Origin of the sequence: Streptomyces venezuelae, assembly GCF_008642315.1 — a bacterium.
GTDB lineage: Bacteria > Actinomycetota > Actinomycetes > Streptomycetales > Streptomycetaceae > Streptomyces > Streptomyces venezuelae_D.
Genome location: NZ_CP029192.1, coordinates 2,883,128 through 2,902,326, shown reverse-complemented (window position 1 = coordinate 2,902,326; position 19,199 = coordinate 2,883,128). Strand labels below are relative to the sequence as shown.

Below are 19,199 nucleotides of genomic sequence, written 5' to 3'. Positions count from 1 at the left end.
CCCGAGGACGTAGCACTTCTCCCATCCCTGCCCGGCTGAGCCGCCCGAAAGGGAGCAGCCAGGGCCGGAGATGTACGTCCGAGAAGGAGGAAAGTCATGGAATCTGTGGCTCGTGGCGGAACCAGATGGAAGCGGTTCGCCGTGGTCATGGTGCCGAGCGTCGCGGCTACCGCCGCGATAGGCGTCGCCCTCTCGCAGGGTGCGCTCGCGGCATCGTTCAGTGTGTCCGGCCAGTCGTTCAAGGTCTCGGCCGACAAGCTCGACGGCCACGGAATGGTTCAGTACGGCGGCGTTGACGTCGGTGTCGACATGGAGGGCAAGAAGGCCGCCCACCCCGTGTCGGTCTCCGCCTTCAAGAAGGCCGAGATCACCAACATGTGCCAGTCCGTCGTGACGCACATCCCGGTGCTCGGCGACGTCACGCTCCAGCTGAACGCGGGCGGCGGCAAGAAGCCCGTCGAGGCCAAGAACCTGTACATCGACGTGGCGCAGCTCGATGCCGACGCCGAGTTCAGGGACATCAACATCGGTGTCGCTGCCGGGTCCTCCACCAAGGGCCCCGGCATGAAGGGCGGCAAGGAGCAGGCGAACCCCAACGGTTTCGCCCAGGAAGCCGACCGCGCCATCCTGAAGGACATCGAGCAGACGGCCTGGGCCACCAGCGCCGGCACCTTCAAGCTGAGCGGCCTCAACATGAAGCTGCACAAGGGCAAGAAGGAGTGCTTCTAAGCACTCGCTGAGCCCTTGACCCGCCGGTTCGTCAGGGCGGGGAGGGGGCGGCGGCTGGCCGGGCGGGCGGGGAGATCCACTCTCCCGCCCGCCACCACAGAGCTTCACCGAATTCACGTACCGCCGGTTCCAAGGAGCTGTTTTCCCATGAGCGCCAAGTCACCGGGGCCGAACGACCACTTCCTCACCGTCTACCGCAGGAAGTTCCGGGCCTGGCGGGGCTCCCGCCCGTTCTGGGCAGGCCTCCTCACCATCCTTGGCGGCGTGCCGATCGCCTACCTGCCCTACGGCAACATCAAGCTCGGCAACCTGACACTCGCCCTGGCCACGACGGCGGGAGCGGGTTCGCTGATCATCGGCGTACTCCTGATGGTGCTCGGTCTGACCATGTGGTTCCAGGTGCACACGCGCGTCTTCGCGGGTGTCGCGGCGATCCTGCTCGCCCTGGTCTCCCTGGTCGTCTCCAACATCGGCGGCTTCCTCGTCGGCTTCCTGCTCGCACTGATCGGCGGCGCCCTCGGCATCGCCTGGGGTGAGCCCGGGAGCGTGCCCGCCAAGGGCGCGAAGGGCGCGAGGGCCGCGAAGGGGCGTACGGAGAAGGCGTCCGAGCCCGCGGTCGCGGGCGGCCCGAACGGTGTGGACGGTGCGAGCGCTACCGACGATCTGTCAGCAACGAGCCCGGTGGACGGGACGAACGGGAGGCACCGTGCAGGCTGACGAGGTGCACCACGACGACTCCGCGGGGGAGTCCCGTGCGAGATCCGGGCCGCGTCACGCGGCCCCCAGGAAGCCGCTGCTCACCCGTCTGCAGATGCCCGCGGGCAAGGCGATAGCCCTCGCGGCCATGCCGAGTGCGGTGCTCATGGGAATGGGCCTGACGCCCACGCTCGCGCAGGCGAAGCCGGGCGTCCCCAAGAACCCCTTCCGGGACGGCCCGTGTGTCACGGCGCCGGACGACGCTTCCAAGGACCTGGAAAAGGAAGCGAAGGACGCGCAGGACGCCAAGGACGCCGAGGACGCCAAGAAGAAGGCCGAGCAGGACGAGGCGGCCAAGGACGAGGCGGCCAAGGACGAAGCGGCCAAGGACGAGGCAGGCAAGGGCGAGGGGGGCAAGGACTCCACCGAGCCGACGCCCTCCTCCTCCGGCGACAAGGCCGGTACGGACAAGTCCGGTTCCGGCGACGGGGACAAGGACACGGCCGAGGAGCCCGAGCCGGACCCCACGCCCTCCAAGACCAAGAACCCCTGGGACCCGCTGGGTGTGGGCGACGCGCTCAAGGACGTCTTCACGCCCGACAAGCCCGCCGACGAGCCTTCCGACAAGCCCGCCGACGAGAAGTCCCCGGACGCGACGCCGTCCCCCTCCGCCTCGGAGGAGACCAAGTCGCCCGAGGACAAGGCCAAGGCCGAGGACAAGGTCGAGGACACCGTCAAGGACACGACCGACAAGGTCACCAAGCCGGTCGAGGACGGCGCCGACGAGCTCAAGGACAAGGCCGACGAGCTCAAGGACAAGGCCGAGGGCGACGAGTCCGACAAGGCCGAGGAGTCTGAAGAGTCCGCGGACCCCATGGCCCCGGACGCGGACGGCAAGAAGCCGTTCCCGTGCGTGGTCGAGAAGAAGGTCGACGGCGACGCCGAGCAGACACCCGTGCCGATCCCGGACGACCCGTGGCAGCTGGAGGCCAGCTCCCTGCTCCTCAAGGGCCTCGACTACAAGGGCGTCGTGAACCTGACGACGGCCGGCGGCAAGAAGAAGCAGGCGCTGAAGTTCACCGTCGACAACGGCACGGACATCGGCGACCTGCACCAGATCGCCCCCGGCCCCGACGGCTCGAAGTACCACATCAAGGCGGACGAGGGCTCCACGTCCACGATCCGCGACGGGCAGACGATCATGTACACGGAGCGGCTGCAGGGCAACCTGTTCGGCCTGATCCCGATCGTCTTCGACCCCGAGCACCCGCCGCCGCTGAACGTCCCGATCGCCTACTTCACCAAGGTGAAGGTCACGCAGGCCGCTCAGTTCGGCGGCACCCTGACGGTGCCGGGCCTGGAGCAGACGATCGACCGCTAGCAACCGCTCACGAGGACGTGAACGAACGCCGAGGGCGCCCCCTTTCGCAGGGGGCGCCCTCGGCGTCGTACGGCGTCGTACGGGGGAGCGGAGGTCAGTCGCGCTCGCCGCCGCCCAGGTGGTGCACCCGGACCATGTTGGTGGTGCCGGGGACGCCGGGGGGCGAGCCCGCCGTGATGACGACCGTGTCGCCGTCGTTGAAGCGGTTGAGCTTGATCAGCTCGGCGTCGACGAGCTCGACCATCGCGTCGGTGTTGTCGACGTGCGGCACGACGTAGGTGTCCACGCCCCAGCTCAGCGTGAGCTGGTTGCGGGTCGACTCGTCCGTGGTGAACGCCAGGATCGGCTGGGCCGCGCGGTAGCGGGAGAGACGGCGGGCCGTGTCACCGGACTGCGTGAAGGCGATCAGCGCCTCGCCGCCCAGGAAGTCCGCGATCTCGCACGCGGCACGGGCCACCGAGCCGCCCTGCGTACGGGGCTTCTTGCCCGGCACGAGCGGCTGGAGCCCCTTGGAGAGCAGCTCGCCCTCGGCGGCCTGCACGATCTTCGACATCGTCTTGACGGTCTCGATCGGGTACGCGCCGACGCTCGACTCGGCCGACAGCATGACCGCGTCGGCGCCGTCCAGGATGGCGTTGGCGACGTCGGACGCCTCGGCGCGCGTGGGGCGCGAGTTGGTGATCATCGACTCCATCATCTGGGTCGCGACGATCACCGGCTTGGCGTTGCGGCGGCACATCTCCACGAGGCGCTTCTGCACCATCGGGACCTTCTCGAGCGGATACTCGACGGCGAGGTCGCCACGGGCCACCATCACGGCGTCGAACGCCGCGACGACGCCCTCCATGTTGGCGACGGCCTGCGGCTTCTCCACCTTGGCGATGACGGGGACCCGGCGGCCCTCCTCGTCCATCACCTTGTGGACGTCCTTGACGTCGTTGGCGTCGCGCACGAAGGACAGGGCGACCATGTCGCAGCCCATCTTCAGGGCGAAGCGGAGGTCCTCGATGTCCTTCTCCGACAGGGCGGGCACGTTCACGGCCGCGCCGGGCAGGTTGATGCCCTTGTGGTCGGAGATGACACCGCCCTCGACGACGATCGTCTTCACGCGCGGGCCGTCCACCTCGACGACGCGCAGCTCGACGTTGCCGTCGTTGATGAGGACCTGGTCGCCCTTGGAGACGTCCCCGGGCAGACCCTTGTAGGTCGTGCCGCAGATGGACTTGTCGCCGGGGACGTCCTCGGTGGTGATGGTGAACTCGTCACCGCGCACCAGCTCGACGGGACCCTCGGCGAAGGTCTCCAGACGGATCTTCGGGCCTTGCAGGTCGGCGAGGACACCGATGGCACGGCCGGTCTTGGTGGCGGCCGCGCGGACGCGGTCGTACCGCCCCTGGTGCTCGGCGTGCGTGCCGTGGCTGAAGTTGAATCGGGCCACGTTCATGCCGGCCTCGATCAGCGAGACGAGCTGCTCTTCGGAGTCGACGGCGGGGCCCAGCGTGCAGACGATTTTGGAACGGCGCATGGGGCGATCCTATCGGTTTGTTTCGCTACGGAATATTCCGTCTGGTGGAATCTACAAATGGGCGGACGGGCGCTCAGGCGTTGCGGTCACTGACCAATGCATACGTCTGATCGGCGATCTCCAGTTCTTCGTCGGTGGGCACCACGGCGACGGCCACGCGCGCGTACTCCGGCGAAATGAGACGGGCTTCGTCGGAACGTACGGAATTGAGTGCGCCGTCCACCGCGAGACCCAGCTCCTCCAGGCCCGCCACCGCGGCTTCCCGCACCGGAGCGGCGTTCTCGCCGACCCCGGCGGTGAACGCGATGGCGTCCACCCGGCCGAGCACCGCGTAATAAGCGCCGATGTACTTCTTCAAACGGTGGATGTAGATGTCGAAGGCGAGAGCCGCCTCTTCGTCACCGGCGTCTATACGGCGCCTGATCTCCCGCATGTCGTTGTCGCCGCAGAGACCGATCAGACCGCTCTTCTTGTTGAGCAGAATGTCGATCTCGTCGATGGACATTCCGCCGACCCGGGCGAGATGGAAGATCACCGCCGGATCCATGTCACCGGAACGGGTACCCATCACGAGCCCCTCCAGCGGCGTGAGCCCCATGGATGTGTCCACGCACTTCCCGCCCCGCACCGCGCTCGCCGAGGCGCCGTTGCCCAGGTGCAGCACGATGACGTTGACGTCCTCGGGCGCCCTGCCGAGCAGCGCCGCGGTCTTGCGCGAGACGTACGCGTGGGACGTGCCGTGGAAGCCGTAGCGCCGCACGCGGTGCTCGTCGGCGGTCTTCACGTCCATCGCGTAGCGCGCCGCGGACTCCGGCATCGTCGTGTGGAACGCGGTGTCGAAGACGGCGACCTGCGGCAGGTCGGGACGGAGCGCCTGGGCGGTGCGGATGCCGGTGATGTTCGCCGGGTTGTGCAGCGGAGCCACCGGGACCAGGCGCTCGATCTCCTTGAGGACCGCGTCGTCGATCACCGTCGGCTCGGTGAACTTCAGACCGCCGTGCACCACGCGGTGGCCGATCGCGGCGAGCTCGGGGGAGTCCAGGCCGAGCCCGTCCGCGGACAGCTCGTCGGCGACGGCCCGCAGCGCCTGCTCGTGATCGGCTATCGGCTCCTCGCGCTCGCGGGGCTCGGCGCCGCCGCCGGTCAGCGGGGTGTGCTTGAGCCGGGAGGTCTCCTCACCGATCCGCTCGACCAGGCCCACGGCGAGCCGCGAGCTGTCCCGCATGTCGAGGAGCTGGTACTTCACCGACGACGAGCCGGAGTTGAGGACGAGTACGCGCGTGGCGGTCACTGATGGAGGCGCTTTCTGTGGGGGGTGGTCAGGCGGTGGGCGCCTGGGCCTGGGACTGGATCGCCGTGATGGCGACGGTGTTGACGATGTCCTGGACGAGCGCGCCCCGGGACAGGTCGTTGACCGGCTTGCGCAGGCCCTGGAGGACCGGGCCGACGGCGATCGCGCCGGCCGAGCGCTGCACGGCCTTGTACGTGTTGTTGCCGGTGTTCAGGTCGGGGAAGATCAGCACGCTGGCCTGGCCGGCGACGTCCGATCCGGGCAGCTTCGTGGCCGCGACCGACGGCTCCACCGCGGCGTCGTACTGGATCGGGCCCTCGATCTTCAGGTCCGGGCGCTGCTCGCGCACCAGCTCGGTCGCCTCGCGCACCTTGTCGACGTCGGCGCCCGAACCGGACGTGCCCGTCGAGTACGACAGCATCGCGATCCGCGGCTCGACGCCGAACTGCTCGGCGGTGGTCGCCGACTGCACGGCGATGTCCGCGAGCTGCGGGGCGTTCGGGTCCGGGTTGACCGCGCAGTCGCCGTACACGAGGACCTTGTCGGTCAGGCACATGAAGAACACGGAGCTCACGATGGAGGCGTCCGGCTTGGTCTTGATGATCTCGAAGGCCGGGCGGATGGTCGCCGCCGTCGAGTGCACGGAGCCGGACACCATGCCGTCGGCGAGGCCCTCCTGCACCATCAGCGTGCCGAAGTAGTTCACGTCGGCCACCACGTCGTACGCGAGCTCGACGGTGACGCCCTTGTGGGCGCGCAGCTCGGCGTAGGCGGCGGCGAAACGGTCCCGCAGCTCGGAGGTCTGCGGGTCGATGAGCTCGGAGTCGGCGAGGTCCACGCCGAGGTCGGCGGCCTTCTTGCGGATCTGCTCGACCGGGCCGAGCAGGGTCAGGTCGCAGACGCGGCGGCGCAGCAGCACGTCGGCGGCGCGCAGCACCCGCTCCTCGGTGCCCTCGGGCAGCACGACGCGGCGCCGGTCGGCACGGGCCCGCTCCAGGAGCTTGTGCTCGAACATCATCGGCGTGAGGCGGTCGCTGCTGGGCGCCGAGACGCGCTTGAGGAGGTCCGCGGTGTCGACGTACCGCTCGAAGAGACCGAGGGCGGTCTCCGCCTTGCGGGGCGTCGCCGCGTTCAGCTTCCCCTCCAGCGCGAAGAGCTCGGCCGCGGTGGGGAAGGAGCCGCCGGAGACCGCGACGACCGGGGTGCCGGGGGCGAGCCGGTCGGCGAGGGTGAGGATCTCCTGGCCGGGCTGCTCGTTCAGGGTCAGCAGGACGCCGGCGATGGGCGGGGTGCCTGCGCTGTGCGCGGCCAGCGAGCCCACCACGAGGTCGGCGCGGTCGCCGGGGGTCACGACCAGGCAGCCCGGCGTCAGGGCGTTCAGGAAGTTGGGCAGCATGGCGCCGCCGAAGACGAAGTCCAGGGCGTCGCGCGCGAGCCCCGAGTCGTCGCCGAGCAGCACGCGGCCGCCGAGCGCGTGGGTGATCTGCGCGACCGTCGGCGCGGAGAGCGCGGCCTCGTCCGGCAGCACGTAGCAGGGCACGGGGAGGCGGGCGTCGAGGCGCTCGTGGATCTCGTCCCGGTCGGCGGGGGCGACCCGGTTGGTGACCATTGCGAGGACGTCGCAGCCGAGCGAGTCGTACGCGCGGTAGGCGTTGCGCGTCTCGGCGCGCACCGACTCGGCGGTCTGCTTCCGGCCGCCGACCACCGGCAGCACGGAGGCGCCGAACTCGTTGGCGAGCCGTGCGTTCAGCGCGAGCTCGTCCGGCAGCTGGGTGTCGGCGAAATCCGTGCCCAGCACGAGAACGACTTCATAATCCCTCGCGACCCGGTGGAACCGGTCGACGAGTTGCGAGACCAGTTCGTCGGTGCCCTGCTCGGCCTGGAGCGCGGACGCCTCGTGGTAGTCCATGCCGTACACCGACGCGGCGTCCTGCGAGAGCCGGTACCGGGCGCGCAGCAGGTCGAAGAGCCGGTCGGGGCCGTCGTGGACCAGTGGCCGGAAGACGCCCACCCGGTCGACCTGTCGGGTGAGAAGCTCCATGACTCCCAGTTCGACGACCTGGCGGCCGTCGCCCCGGTCGATGCCGGTCACGTACACGCTGCGCGTCACGCGTGCTCTCTCCTTCTTCGAGTTCTTCGAGGTCGGTGGACTCGTCGCCGCCCCGAGTCGGACAAAGTACCCGATATCGCGGCTGTGTCCTCTTGACAATACCTCTGCGGCTGATTAGGTCGCCCGCCGGACGAAAGGCCCGGCGACCCGGTACCAAGGTCCCCGAACGGCCCCTGTCCAAGTCCCCGCCCCGCTGTCGGACACACATCCGTCGGACATCTGTGAGCGGCGACCCCCCTTCGGCCGTGGAACAATCGGACCGGCTCACAAGTACCAGCAGCGAGCAGGAGACACAGCGCGATGCGTATCGGAATTCTCACCGCGGGCGGCGACTGCCCCGGCCTCAACGCAGTGATCCGGTCGGTCGTGCACCGCGCCGTGACGCACCACGGCGACGAGGTCATCGGCTTCGAGGACGGCTACGCGGGCCTGCTCGACGGGCGGTACCGCGCCCTCGACCTGAATGCCGTCAGCGGCATCCTGGCCCGCGGCGGCACCATCCTCGGCTCCTCCCGCCTGGAGCGCGCGCGCTTCCGCGCGGCCTGCGACAACGCCAAGGAGCTCATCGAGCGCAGCGGCTTCGACGCGCTCATCCCGATCGGCGGCGAGGGCACGCTCACGGCCGCCCGCATGCTCTCGGACGCGGGCGTACCGGTCGTCGGCGTCCCCAAGACCATCGACAACGACATCTCCTCCACGGACCGCACCTTCGGCTTCGACACCGCCGTCGGCGTGGCCACGGAGGCGATGGACCGCCTCAAGACCACCGCGGAGTCCCACCAGCGCGTGATGGTCGTGGAGGTCATGGGCCGCCACGCGGGCTGGATCGCCCTGGAGTCCGGCATGGCCGGCGGCGCGCACGGCATCTGCCTGCCCGAGCGCTCCTTCGACCCCGCCGACCTGGTCGCCATGGTCGAGGAGCGGTTCTCGCGCGGCAAGAAGTTCGCGGTGATCTGCGTCGCCGAGGGCGCGCACCCGCAGGACGGCACGATGAACTACGGCAAGGGCGCGATCGACCAGTTCGGCCACGAGCGCTTCCAGGGCATCGGCACGGCGCTCGCGTACGAGCTGGAGTCCCGCCTCGGCAAGGAGGCCAAGCCGGTCATCCTGGGCCACGTCCAGCGCGGCGGCACCCCCACGGCGTACGACCGCGTCCTCGCGACCCGCTTCGGCTGGCACGCGGTGGAGGCGGTGCACCGCGGCGACTACGGCAGGATGACGGCGCTGCGCGGCACGGACATCACGATGGTGCCGCTGGCGGAGGCGACCACGGAGCTGAAGACGGTCCCGAAGGACCGGATGGACGAGACGGAGTCGGTCTTCTAGGGCCTTCCGACACAGGCCCTGGCCGCCTCCCGGTCCCCGGCGGGAGGGGGTCGACCTTCGCCCTTTACCCCCGTCCGCCGCGCACCAGCCCCCAGAAGTGCTCGAGAATCCGCTCCAGGAAGTCCCGCCCGGCTTCCCCGGACGCATCGGAACCGGCCCCTCCGCCCCAGCTCAGGGTCCGGGCCATCCGTGACTGATAGTCCTCGTGCATCTGCCGCAACACGTCCTCGACGTGCCGCTTCTCCAGGGGCAGCAGCTTGCTGACGGGCCGCACGTACCCCTGCCAGCGGGTGCTGACGGCACTGCGGAGCAACTCGGCGAGCTGCTCCGCCCGCCCCGTCACGGTCACGAAGTCGGGCGGCGACAACTGGAGCACCTCGGCGAGGGCGGCGGACTGCCGTTCGTTGCCCCGCCACGTGTCGGTCTCCTCCATCCGCAGATACGCCTGGATCTCCACGCCCGCCCCGCGCGCGACGTCCTCCGGCGCGAGCCCGCGCACGATCCGGTGCTCCCGCAGAGTCCGCGCGGCCCCCATCAGCTCCCCCGGCGAACACCACAGCGTCGCGGCGAGCGCGGTGAGCTCGGCGGACGTGGGCGAGGAGAGCCCGCGCTCCCAGGCGGCGATGGTGTCGGCGGTGACATAGGCGAGCCCGTAACTGGCCCGCATCCCATAGGCGACATGCCCGTGCGCCATCCCGAGCGCTTCCCGAAGACGCCGGGCGGCGGGAAAGTCGAAGGGAGGCGTGGGCTGCGGCGGCTGGGCCCGGTGCGGCGGCTGGCTGGGTTGGCTCGGTTGCACGGGCACACCGTAGGCGCCTGTGGGGGTGGTGACTACGGTGTGTTTCTACGAGGTTGCGGGTTGGTGGGAAGGTACGGGGGTACGGGAGCTCGCCTAGGCGTACGGGTTCTCCGAGAACTCGGGTGCCTCGGACGGGAAGTCCTCCGGGAAGAAGTTGAGCCGCAGGGTTCCGGTCAGGAGATCGAGCAGCACTCCCGCGGAGGATTTCGAGGACGTGGCGAAGAACAGCTGGCCGGCCGAGACGAAGATCGAATCCCACTGTTCCGGATCTCCGGCGGGGATCCACATCAACGCGTCGCCGTTGTCCGTCGTGCCCCACTGCACCAGGTCCTCGGGGTTCACGCCATAGGGCTCCAAGCGCGCCCGGAGGGCACCTGCTTCCTTGCTCCCGAGGATCCTCTGCATCTCTCTGCTGCGGTCACCGATGTCCAGGTTCCTGTTCGCCGCGCCGCAGCCGTAGATCCACAGAAACTCATCGAAACAGCCGACGCCGTAAAGGCGGTTCAGCTCGCGGTGTACCGACGGGACGACGACCTCCGGGCTTCCTGCATCACAGGAGCCCAGGGCGATCGGATCCTCGGGGGGCGGGCAGAGGGCGGTGAGGGCGCGGATGTCGTCATTCATGCGGCACTTCCTACATGTTGCTGAGCCTTCGGCTGAACGACCAGCCGTAGTCGTCGGCGGCTTCGATGAGGACGTGGCTCGGCACCACGCCGCCATTGGCGTACTCGGGGGTGACACTCATGACAACCGTATTGCCACTGTTCCTCACATGGTCGGCGATGATGCCCTCGGCGTCAGAGATCGGCCCGTTGTTCTGCGTGGCGCTCTGAGTGACCAGGTTCCTCATGTCTCGGCCGTCTCCACCGAATTGCTGCCCGATGAGGTGTCCTCGTGAGTGGCCGGCCGCGCCGCCCTGAAAGCCCGGAGTCGCATAGCGTCGACCCCGCCCTGCGGGAGCTCCGATCAGATTGTTCTGAGCATCGATCAGTGTCTGGGGTGTCACTTCGGCATATGCGGGGCCGCGCTGTCCGTTGGCGGCGATCTCGCTGTAGTACGGGGACAGGCCCAGAGGGTCGGCCCAGACATGCGGGTTGTGGACGTAGGCCAAGGCATTGGGAGCCGGTTTGAGGCCGAGCGGGTCCGGTGTCAGATAGCGACCGGACTCCGGGTCGTAGTGCCGGAAACAGTTGTAATGCAGCCCTGTTTCGGGGTCGTGGTATTGGCCGGGGAAGCGCAGGGGCGTATACGCCGTTGCCCCTGCGTTCCAGGAGGTTGTTCCCCAGACGGTACTCCGTGTCCGCCAGGCGATTTCTCCGCTTTCGCCGATGAGTTCGGTGGGGCTGCCGACAAGATCGGTCACGATGGCGAAGAAGCGGGCGTCGATCTCGTCCTGCGGGGCGTCGAGCGCGGCAACACGCTCCCGCTGGGCAACTGGCTGCAGGCCCAGGTGATCCCACGTGACGGAGATGGCGTTCGGCAGCTCCAGGCCGGTCGTTGTCTGCTCGCACAGCGCGAATCCGTCCCAGGTGAATGTCACCTGTTCCAGAACGGTGTGGCCGTCGTCGGCGAGACGCTGCTTCGAGCTGCGACGGCCCAGCGGATCGTACTGATAGTGCCAGTGCGTGCCGTCCGGAGTGGTCGTGGAAACCAGCCGGTCTTCCGCGTCCCATGTGTACCGCCAAATCTCCGGCTTTCGGGAGATCCGGGTTTTCCTGCGCAGAACGATGCGACCCGCTGCGTCATGTTCATAGTGAACATTTCCGGCACCGGTGAGCCGCGTGCCGGAATAGGAGCGGCCGCCCGTGGCCTCGTGTCCCGGGTGCGTGGCAGGCCAGTACGCGTCCACCTGATTGCCTGCGTCGTCGTAGGCGTACCGCTCCAGCCAGTCGCGTCCTTTGACGGACGTGACCCGTCCCGTGGCATCCAGCGTGAAATGCTGCGTGCCGTTCAACTGGTTCTGGACGGTGGTCGGGTAGCCGTCCTGCCGGTATGTGTAGGCGCGTTGCTGGATGCTGCGTCCATCGGCGGCTGTCACGGCCTGGGAGGAGAGAAGACCGAGTTCGTCGAACGTGTGAGTCAGGGTCACGGTGCCGTCGATGTGGCGGCTCAGCTCTCGTCCTGAAGCGTCCCGGTCGAAGCGGATGGAGTGCCCCGAAGCGGTCAGCTCGTTCAGGTTTCCGGCCGCGTCGTATTCCCAGGCGGTGATCGCTCCGGAAGCGGTCGTACGTCGGATTCGACGCCCCAGCTGGTCGTACTCGAGACAGAGCGAGCGGCCGTCGAACGACTCGGAGGTCAGCTGACCGTTGCTGTCGTGCAGGCGGGTGAGAGTGTTCCCGTCCGGGTTTGTGGCGTGTCCGAGCAGGTCGTCGAGCCCGTAGGAGAAGGTGGTGGTCCGCCCGTCGCTCGTCCTGCTGACCACGTGACCAACGGCGTCGTACGCGAAGTGAATCGTCTGGCCGCAGGCGTTGGTGCGGGACGTCAGGCGCCCGGCGGCGTCACGCGTGTAGGCAAGGGTGCGGCCGTCGAAGTCGGTCTCGGAGGTCAGGCGCCCGGCAGCGTCGTAGATGTACTTCCACTTCGCGCCTTGGGGGTTGACGACCTCGGTGAGGCGTAGCTGGGCGTCGTGGGCGAATGTGTAGTGCGCGCCGTCGGGTTCCGTACGAGAGGCCGGCAGGTCGAAGTGCGTGTACGTGAATCGAGAGACTGCTCCTGTGGGGGTGACATAGGAGACGCAGTTCCCCTCACCGTCGTAGTCCCAGGACTCGACGGAGCCGTCGGGAGCAGTGCGCTGCGACAGCTGTCCTTCGGTTGTCCACGTCAGTCGCGTACTCGAGCCTGGACTGTCGGAGATGGTGGCTGGTCTCCCGAAGGCGTCGTAAGTCCAGACCGAGCGGTCGCCACCGGGTTCCGACGTCTCCGTCGGCAGACCCGCTGCGTTGCACTGGACGAACCTTTCATGACCCAAGGTGTCAGTGACTCTGACGAGGTGGCCCGCTTCGTCGTAGGTGTAGCGGGTGACTGCTCCCGAGGGCTCGGTGACGGCGGTGCAATTGCCCCGCTCGTCGTACTCCCGCAGCCAGGTCGAACCGTCCGGCAGTGTGACAGCTGTCGGGTTCGCGGTTGCGTCGTACACGTAGCGCAGGGTCGAGCCGTCCGCACGCGTCAGCGTTTGGGGCAAGCCCGCCGCGGTGTTCGAGACGCGTGTGACGTGACCGAGTTCGTCGGTCCGGGACACCACATGATGGTTGGCGTCGTACGTGGTGCCCACTACCCCGCCCAGCGGGTCGATCTCCGCGATGACCTGGCACCTGTCATTGACGACGAACCGGGACACGGCACCCTGTGCCGTCGTCAGGCTGGTGACGCGGCAGTCGGGCCATCGTGGGTCGGTTCCGTCGTAGGAGAGCGTGACCGCAAGGTGGCCGGCTTCACCACCTTCCGCCGTACATCGATCGCGTTCGTCGTACGCGTATGAGTAGCTCCTGTCGTTGCGGTCGGTCCACGAAGTGACACGAAGCCGCTCGTCATACGTGAACCGCAGGGCCAGACCGGAGGAGTTGACGTCCTCCGCGAGGTTGCCCTGCTCGTCATATCCGAAGCGCTTCACCATTACATCGCCACCGTCGGAAGCGGCGTTGCCGAGTCCGAGCGAAGTGACGCGGCCGCCTTCGACCTCCACCTTCAGGTGGTAGCCCCCGGAGTGCCGGAGCCCGGTGGGCCTGCCGTACTCGTCATAGTCGTAGGAAATGCTGTTGCCGTTGCGGTCCGTCGTGAGTTCCAGGCGAGCCAAGCCGTCAACGGGGGAGCCGAAGTGATGGCCCAGTCCGTCGAGGGGATTCTCGACGCGGTATCCGCCGTTGCTCAGTCGACTCAAGGGCCAACGCGGCCCGGATTTCGGGAGAGCCGGTGGATCTCCCGCTCGAAGGACCGGATAGGTGAGCAAGAGGCCGTCCTCGGTGACGAAAACGATCCCTTCCTCGTCGACTTCCAGTCGCTGATCGACGGTGGAGGCCCACGTGGGGCCGAACCACCATCCCGCACGGTAGTCCGAGGCGACACGACGTCTGAAGGTCAACGGCAGAGCACCTGGCAGGGTGATGTCGATCTGCGGCAGAAACATGCCGCCCGTGGCCATGTCGACCGGGTCACTGCCCCGGGAGCGAACGACGTTCCTCGCGCGGTCGAACGCTCCCCTGCCGCTGTCCGCCAGCATGTTCTTGGCATTCTTGCCCAGGCCTTTCACCCCCTGGGCCATGCCCTTGAGACCCATGGCCTTGAGCCCCTTGAGGCCCTTGCCGAGTTTCGCGGCGGTCGTCAGGCCCTTCATGCCGGGTACGCAGTCCAGGGCGGCGAAGGCGACGTCCAGGAGGCCCGCTTGGCCTTTCGCGTATTTGTTGAGCGTGTCCGCGAGGACGATCACCGCTGCCACGATGACGATGGCGGCGAGGATGGGCCCGCCGATGATCATCGCGATGATGCCGACGACGGCGACGACGACCTTGCAGACGGCGACGATGGTGTCCCAGTTGTCGGAGACCCAGTCGCCGATCTCCTCCCACCACTTGCGGTTGGGGATACCCGCATCCGACGCCTCGTCGATCTTCTTCTTCGCGGTGCCCGCGGCCTCCTCGCGCATCTTGCGCGCGTCGGCCGCCATCTTCTTCGCCGCTTCCAGAGCGCTCTTGGCGGAGTCGACGTCGCCCTGGGCGGACTTCTGGGCCTTCTCGGCGGAGTGCGCGTTGCGGGTGGCGGCCTTGACCTTGTCCTCGTCCGGCTTGGGCACGTCCTTGCCGCCGCCGGGCTTGTCCTTGTACTTGTCGGCTTCCTTGCCGGCCCGCTCCACCCACGAATCGGCGGAGGAAAGACGGGACTTGGCGGACGACAGATCGGCCTGCGCCTCGCGGCCCTTGACCAGGGCCTTGTCGGCCAAGGTCTGGGCGCGCTCCAGCTCCGGCCAGTACGCGGACAGCGCGTCACCCGCCATCTCGTAGGACTTGCGGAGCTTCTTCAGCTTGTCCGGGGCGTCCTCGAACTTCTCCGTGAACGCGTCCGCGGTCTTGCCCACCCACTTCAGGATGGCCTCGTCGCCCGCCATCCCTTTGATGTCCCGCAGGACTTTTCCCACGTCATCGGCGAAGTCGTGCAGGTTCTTGGCCAGCGACCGCACCCGGTGCGGGTCCCCCGGCGTCGGATCCTTCTCCAGATCAAGCACATGCCAGTCCGACGGACGATGGCTTCCCATACGACTTCCCCCGCCCCCGCTGCCTCGCTCGTAACCGTACGCACGAGCGAAGCTATCGAATGAGGCCGCGTTACGTGAAGCTGGTAATGGGGGCCGTGGGGTTGATGGCCAGGCGGCGAGGAGTGTGTCCACAGCGACTCAGGTTGCAGGGCCGTCATGTGGGTGGCTGTTGGTGTACTTCTTGCTGACCTTGCCGATCTCCGTCCAGTGGTCTTCGTCGCGGCGGTCGAACCATACGGGGCGTTGTCTCGCCGAGCGGCGCTTCTCGAAGCTGACCTCTGCCTGGACGCCGTTGACGGAGACCTGTTGGAGCTCGCGGTCCAGGGTGTGGCGGAGGGACGTGGGTGCGGTGTCGTCCTCGGGGAGCGCGGTCAGTGCCTTGGCCAGGGCCAGTGCGCCGTCGTACAGCTCCTCGTTGCCGCGTGCCGGGAGGTTGTCGTCGGGCTCGGCCGCATAGTTGCGTACACGGATGACGCCGTCGGGGAGCGCTCTGTCCCTCTTCTCCTCGGCCGACCGGTCCTCCGAGTCCGCGCAGGTGCCCTCCTGGTCGCCCTGGCCGATCACCGGGCCCTCGAAGCCGCCGGACCGGAGCCTGTCCGCCCATACGTCGACCGGAGTGCCGGTCGGCACTACGACCGCGTCCGCCCCTGCCTCCGCGACCAGAGAGGGGATCTGCGATGTCTTCACCTTGTCGGGTGTCACGTCCAGGGCCTCGACGGAGACGCCGTTTCTGCGGAGTGCCGTGCCGATGCCGTCCTCGCGGTTCACCCAGAGCTTGTCCTCGGCGACGAGCACCCGGCGTGCGTCGGTCTGCGAGTGGAGGTAGCGGGCGATCGCCTCGCCCTGCCGCGCGTCGTCCGCGGGGATCGCGAACGCGCCCCCGGCGTGCGCGTATTCGTGGCAGGTGCTGATCTCCGGCAGGAACGCCTCGTCCGTGTCGTGCACCCACGAGAAGTCGACGGTGTCGCCGATGACGGCGAGCATGTCCGGGTGTTCCGCCAGCAGCTCGCGGCTGCTCACGTCCGGGTTCGCGGTGACGGGGACGAAGCGGAAGCGGCTTCCGTCGTGCTTGTCGCCGAGTGTTTCCGCGAAGGCTGACTCGACCGTGCGCAGCTGCTGCGTCGTGAACTGTCTGTACTCCGACTTCGCGTACGTGTCCGGGGCGCCGCCGTCCGCCGAGGGTTCGCCCACGTGCCGGTAGCTGTGGGCCACGCCGATCTCGAGGGTGGCCTCGCCGGGGCTCGGGTCGGGCGTCGCGAGGGCGCGTATGCCCAGGCCCGCCGGGATGCCGAGGGCGAGGAGCAGCGCGGCGGGGAGGAGCAGGCGGCGGCGGGCGCGGCGAGCGGGGGCCGGGCTGACGGACACGGCGGTCGTGGCCTTGGCCTTGGACGTGGCCGCCGTCGTGGCCGTGGTCGTGGTCGAGCAGTGCTTTGTGACCTCGTCCTGGATGGTCGGCGGAGTGTCGTCCTTCTGGAGTTGCGGCAGCGTGGGGAGGGCACTCGTCGACGTCTCCAGACGGGCGAGCGTCGTCGCCGCGTCCGGCGGGCGGTCCGCCGGGTCCTTGGCCAGCAGGTCCAGGATCAGGTGTGCCAGCGGCCGCGGCACCTCGGGGCGCGCCGCGCTCGGGCGCAGCGGCGCGTCGTTGATGTGGTTGTGCATGACGCCCGCCGCCGAGCCCGTGAACGGGGGCCTGCCGACGAGGAGTTCGTAGAGTACGCAGCCCAGCGCGTACAGGTCGGTGCGGGCGTCGCCCGGCTCCTGGCGGAACCGTTCCGGAGCCAGATACGGCACGCTTCCGAACGGCAGTTGCCCGGTTCGTGTGAGGCGCGTGTCCCCGGCCGCGCGCTCCACGAACGTCGCGATGCCGAAGTCGACGACCTTCGCGGTGCCGTCCGGCGCGACCATCACGTTGCCCGGCTTGATGTCCCGGTGCACGATGCCCGCCGCGTGCGCCACCTCCAGAGCGCGGCACACGTCCGCCGCCCAGCGCAGCGCGTCCGCCACGGGCACCCGGACGCTCTCGCGCAGCACCTGGTCCAGCGATCGCCCCTGCACGAGGGCCATCACCAGGTACGGGATGCCGTCGTCCTCACCGTGGTCGTGGACGGCGACGATGTACGGGCTGTCCAGGGAGGCGGCGGCGCGGGCCTCCTGCCGGAAGCGGGCCAGGAGTTCCCGCCGCTCGTCCTCGGACGCGGCAGGACCCGGTACGAGGAGCTTGACCGCGACCTCGCGGCCGAGGCGCGTGTCGCGTGCGCGCCAGACCTCGCCCATGCCGCCCGCGCCGATCGGCGCGAGCAGCTCGTAACGGCCGTCGAGCAACCGCCCCCGCACCGTGCTGCCTCCCCCTCGTGGAACTCGTGGAACTCGTGGAACTCGTGGAACCGTGTCGTCAGCGGTTGATGGACTGGATCTCCTCCACCACCACGTCCTGCTCCGCGCCGAACTCGCCCTCGGGCAGTTCCTGTTCCTCAGTCACGCCCGTGCCCGTCCAGTGGATCTTCCACGTGACCGTGGCCTTCAGCGGGTACGAGCCGTCGCCCGACGAGCGCAGGTACTTCACGCCGCAGGGCGGGGTCTCCTTGGACTTGCCCTTCGCGTACGGCGTGCCGATCTTGTCGCCCACCAGGTCGCAGACGCCGTTCTCCGGGTACGTCTCCGCGTCCGCCGTGCCCGGGTCGATCTTCAGGGAGACGGGCACGGCGGTCGTCGTGGCCTCGATGTCGAGCACGTCGACCCTGGCGGTCACGGACACCGGCTTGAACTCCGCGGCGTCCAGCCACGCCCATGTCGGCAGGTTGACCTTCGTGGCGCCCTCGGGCGCGAGGGACACCTTCGTGCCGGGTACGCGGATCTCGGCGTAGGCGAGCTTCGCGAGGATCTCCGCGTCGATCGCCTCGGGGGCGTCCGCGGGCGGCGGGTCGCCCTGGTCGACCCAGAACGTCTCCTTCGTGCACTTGTCCCAGCCGGGCGGGTAGGTCTTGTTGGGGAACGCCGTCCACCAGTAGCCCTTGCCGGCCTTGTCCAGGTTGAAGTTCTTGTACGGCTTGCCCTTGACGTAGCGCTCCTGCTGTTCGAGGTCCCACTCGTGCCCCGTGGAGTCCACGGCCCAGACCGCCTCACGCTCCTTCTTGAACTGGGCGGGGGTGTACGTCGGGCCGTACCAGCAGGGCGGCGGGCTGTAGGCGCCCGTGGGGGCGATCGCGCCGGACTTGGGGCCCGAGCCGTTCTTGGAACGGTCGTAGGAGATGCCGCCCGCGGAGGCGATCAGGGTTCCGTCGCCGCCCTCCTCGGTGGGGCCCTTGGCGTCGCCGTTGGTGCTCCCGCCGTGGCCGGTGCCCGCCGAGGCGGGGCCGGGCAGGAGCAGCACGGCGGCCATTGCCACCGCTCCGGCCGCGATCAGTGGTGTCCTGCTCGTCCTTGTCATGGCTGACATGTGGCGTTCCCCCGGTCTGATGTGGTCGTCTCGGTGACCCAGACGCCCTGTTCGTTCACGCGCAGTCGGCTGCTGTACAGCACGAAGTCGTCCTTGGACGGAGCCTGCGCCTTCGCCGTCTTGCCCGTCTTGAGGCTCTTGTTGTGCGCCTTCCGCTGGTCCTCGCAGTAGACGAGGCCCGCCGTCTTGCCGCCCGTGACATCGACCCGGGCGTTGAAGTACCGCTTGACGCCGGTGATGCGGTCCTTGTAGTCGACGTACTCCTGCACGAACTTCTGGCTCCCGGCCGCCGCGTTCCCCTCGGAGTAGAAGCGGTACGCCTTGTGCAGCGGTTCCTGCTCGGCGATGGCCATGTCGACGGCCTGCACGTACTGCTCCGTGTCGGCCAGGACCGCGTCCTTGGTCTTGTCGCCCGTCCTGGACCAGTCGAACTTGTACGTCAGGTCCGACGGCAGCTCGATCTTCGGGCGCCGTACCTCCGCCCCCGCCTCCCCTGACTCGTCCGCCGATGGCGACTTCTCGTCGCCCTGGTCCGCGCCGGCGATCTTGTCGTCGGCCTTCGGCTTGTCGTCGTCGCTGCCGCAGGACGTCAGAAGCAGCGCTGCGGAGGCCGCGAGCGCGGCCGTCGCGAGGCGGAGAGGGCGGGGCACGGTTCGACTCC

Annotated in this window: 13 protein-coding genes; 4 read left to right on the top strand and 9 right to left on the bottom strand. The window is 68.7% G+C overall.

All coding sequences use genetic code 11. From position 1 onward, the window contains the following. The first annotated feature begins 96 nt into the window (after nt 1–96). The 3 genes from DEJ48_RS12065 (at nt 97) to DEJ48_RS39690 (ending at nt 2,806) form a co-directional block, all read left to right on the top strand. Nucleotides 97–729, top strand: coding sequence for a DUF6230 family protein (locus tag DEJ48_RS12065; protein ID WP_150216133.1), 633 nt, complete (start codon nt 97–99; stop codon nt 727–729). 147 nt (nt 730–876) lie between these two features. Then, nucleotides 877–1,446 (top strand): DUF6114 domain-containing protein, encoded by a 570-nt coding sequence (locus DEJ48_RS12060; RefSeq protein ID WP_150216132.1) that lies wholly within the window; start codon nt 877–879, stop codon nt 1,444–1,446. Continuing rightward, entirely contained in the window at nt 1,436–2,806 is a 1,371-nt protein-coding gene (locus DEJ48_RS39690) for a hypothetical protein (protein ID WP_190537354.1), read from the top strand. Before DEJ48_RS12060 ends, DEJ48_RS39690 begins: the two co-directional genes overlap by 11 nt. 94 nt (nt 2,807–2,900) lie before the next feature. Here the strand turns inward: DEJ48_RS39690 and pyk are convergent, their stop codons facing one another. The 3 genes from pyk to pta all read right to left on the bottom strand — a co-directional run bounded on the left by pyk (nt 2,901) and on the right by pta (nt 7,732). Continuing rightward, nucleotides 2,901–4,331 carry a pyruvate kinase gene (pyk, locus tag DEJ48_RS12050; RefSeq protein ID WP_150216131.1) on the bottom strand — a complete coding sequence of 477 codons (1,431 nt, stop codon included), beginning with the start codon at nt 4,329–4,331 and terminating at the stop codon, nt 2,901–2,903. Between the two features lie 73 nt (nt 4,332–4,404). After that, nucleotides 4,405–5,622, bottom strand: coding sequence for an acetate kinase (locus tag DEJ48_RS12045; RefSeq protein ID WP_150216130.1), 1,218 nt, complete (start codon nt 5,620–5,622; stop codon nt 4,405–4,407). Between the two features lie 28 nt (nt 5,623–5,650). After that, on the bottom strand, nt 5,651–7,732 hold the full coding sequence (pta, locus tag DEJ48_RS12040) for a phosphate acetyltransferase (RefSeq protein ID WP_150216129.1): 2,082 nt from the start codon (nt 7,730–7,732) through the stop codon (nt 5,651–5,653). A 300-nt stretch (nt 7,733–8,032) separates the two neighbouring features. Here pta and DEJ48_RS12035 point away from each other — a divergent pair, with 300 nt between their 5' ends. Further along, nucleotides 8,033–9,058, top strand: coding sequence for an ATP-dependent 6-phosphofructokinase (locus tag DEJ48_RS12035; protein WP_150216128.1), 1,026 nt, complete (start codon nt 8,033–8,035; stop codon nt 9,056–9,058). Nucleotides 9,059–9,122: 64 nt separating this feature from the next. On the opposite strand, the gene DEJ48_RS12030 is transcribed toward DEJ48_RS12035, so the two are convergent. The 6 genes from DEJ48_RS12030 to DEJ48_RS12005 all read right to left on the bottom strand — a co-directional run bounded on the left by DEJ48_RS12030 (nt 9,123) and on the right by DEJ48_RS12005 (nt 19,188). Further along, complete coding sequence (locus DEJ48_RS12030) at nt 9,123–9,752, bottom strand: XRE family transcriptional regulator (protein WP_411757532.1); 630 nt, start codon at nt 9,750–9,752, stop codon at nt 9,123–9,125. Between the two features lie 198 nt (nt 9,753–9,950). Continuing rightward, on the bottom strand, nt 9,951–10,481 hold the full coding sequence (locus DEJ48_RS12025) for a hypothetical protein (RefSeq protein WP_150216126.1): 531 nt from the start codon (nt 10,479–10,481) through the stop codon (nt 9,951–9,953). Nucleotides 10,482–10,491: 10 nt separating this feature from the next. After that, the gene (locus tag DEJ48_RS12020; protein ID WP_150216125.1) at nt 10,492–15,102 is read right to left on the bottom strand and encodes an RHS repeat-associated core domain-containing protein; all 4,611 of its coding nucleotides are present in this window, start codon (nt 15,100–15,102) and stop codon (nt 10,492–10,494) included. Between the two features lie 138 nt (nt 15,103–15,240). Next, a complete protein-coding gene (locus DEJ48_RS12015) occupies nt 15,241–17,436 on the bottom strand; it encodes a serine/threonine-protein kinase (RefSeq protein WP_150216124.1) in 2,196 nt (731 codons plus the stop codon). A gap of 58 nt (nt 17,437–17,494) precedes the next feature. After that, a complete protein-coding gene (locus DEJ48_RS12010) occupies nt 17,495–18,538 on the bottom strand; it encodes a hypothetical protein (RefSeq protein ID WP_223832007.1) in 1,044 nt (347 codons plus the stop codon). Next, nucleotides 18,526–19,188 carry a hypothetical protein gene (locus DEJ48_RS12005; protein WP_150216123.1) on the bottom strand — a complete coding sequence of 221 codons (663 nt, stop codon included), beginning with the start codon at nt 19,186–19,188 and terminating at the stop codon, nt 18,526–18,528. The genes DEJ48_RS12010 and DEJ48_RS12005 overlap by 13 nt, the downstream gene beginning before the upstream one ends. Nucleotides 19,189–19,199 lie beyond the last annotated feature (11 nt).